Source organism: Neobacillus bataviensis LMG 21833 (assembly GCF_000307875.1).
GTDB classification, from domain to species: domain Bacteria; phylum Bacillota; class Bacilli; order Bacillales; family Cytobacillaceae; genus Neobacillus; species Neobacillus bataviensis.
The window spans coordinates 1-1,115 of record NZ_AJLS01000020.1 but is presented as its reverse complement, the minus strand read 5'-3'; the positions used below and the strand labels follow the sequence as shown (position 1 = coordinate 1,115).

Genomic DNA, 1,115 nt, shown 5'->3' with positions numbered 1-1,115 from the left:
TAGAGTCACTATTGTATAATTTAGACAAAGGACAAAAACATGCAAAAACGCTACTCAAAAGAATTTAAAGAAACCCTTATCGCCTTCTATCATTCTGGTCAATCCGTCACCCAGCTGTCTAAAGAATACGACGTGGCCCCTGCAACAATTTATAAATGGATAGACCTCTACTCTAAATCTAATGAAAGCTCCGTCTCTAAAGCTGATTTTCTAGAATTAAAAAGACAACTGGCTAAAGTTAAGGAAGAACGAGACATCTTAAAAAAAGTATTGACCATATTCGCCGAGAAAAAGAAGTGAGTGCTGCGGATATGGCTCAAACCATACAAACTTTAGCACTCAATGTCAGACTAAGCTGTCAACTCCTTGATGTTCCTGAATCAAGTTATTATGAACGGATTAACCGACATCCATCTAAAACTCAATTAAGGAGACAATACCTGTCACTCAAAATTTCTCAACTCTTCAATGCTAACCGAGGAATCTATGGTGCTCCTAAAATTCATCATCTTCTACTTAAACAAGGGGAAAAAGTCGGGTTAAAACTGGTACAGAAGCTAATGAAGCAACTTCAACTCAAGTCTGTAGTCATTAAGAAATTTAAGCCTGGATACTCACTAAGTGATCACATCAATCGAAAAAATCTCATACAGACTGAACCTACAAAGAAGAATAAGGTTTGGTCAACCGACATTACTTATATTCCTACTCAACAAGGATGGGCTTATCTCTCAACCATTATGGATCGTTATACTAAAAAAGTCATTGCTTGGGATTTGGGCAAGCGAATGACTGTAGAATTAGTGCAAAGAACTTTAAATAAGGCCATTAAATCACAAGACTATCCAGAAGCTGTTATTCTTCATTCTGACCAAGGAAGCCAGTATACGAGTCTAGAGTATGAAGAGTTGCTTAAGTATTATGGGATGACTCACTCTTTCAGTCGAAGGGGATACCCTTATCATAATGCCAGTCTTGAATCTTGGCATGGACATTTAAAAAGAGAGTGGGTGTATCAATTTAAATATAAGAACTTTGAAGAAGCCTATCAGAGTATTTTCTGGTACATCGAAGCCTTTTATAATTCAAAACGAATCCATCAAAGTTTAGGGTAT

Annotated in this window: 1 protein-coding gene; it reads left to right on the top strand. The window is 36.8% G+C overall.

Annotation, left to right across the window (positions count from 1 at the left end; translation table 11 throughout):
- Positions 1-39 precede the first annotated feature (39 nt).
- Positions 40-1,115 (top strand): IS3-like element IS981 family transposase gene (locus BABA_RS27100; protein ID WP_157273083.1). Its coding sequence is split into 2 segments (ribosomal slippage), with 1,077 coding nucleotides annotated over them: positions 40-256 and positions 256-1,115; the frame shifts between segments, so codons are not numbered across the junction. This gene is flagged as partial in the annotation.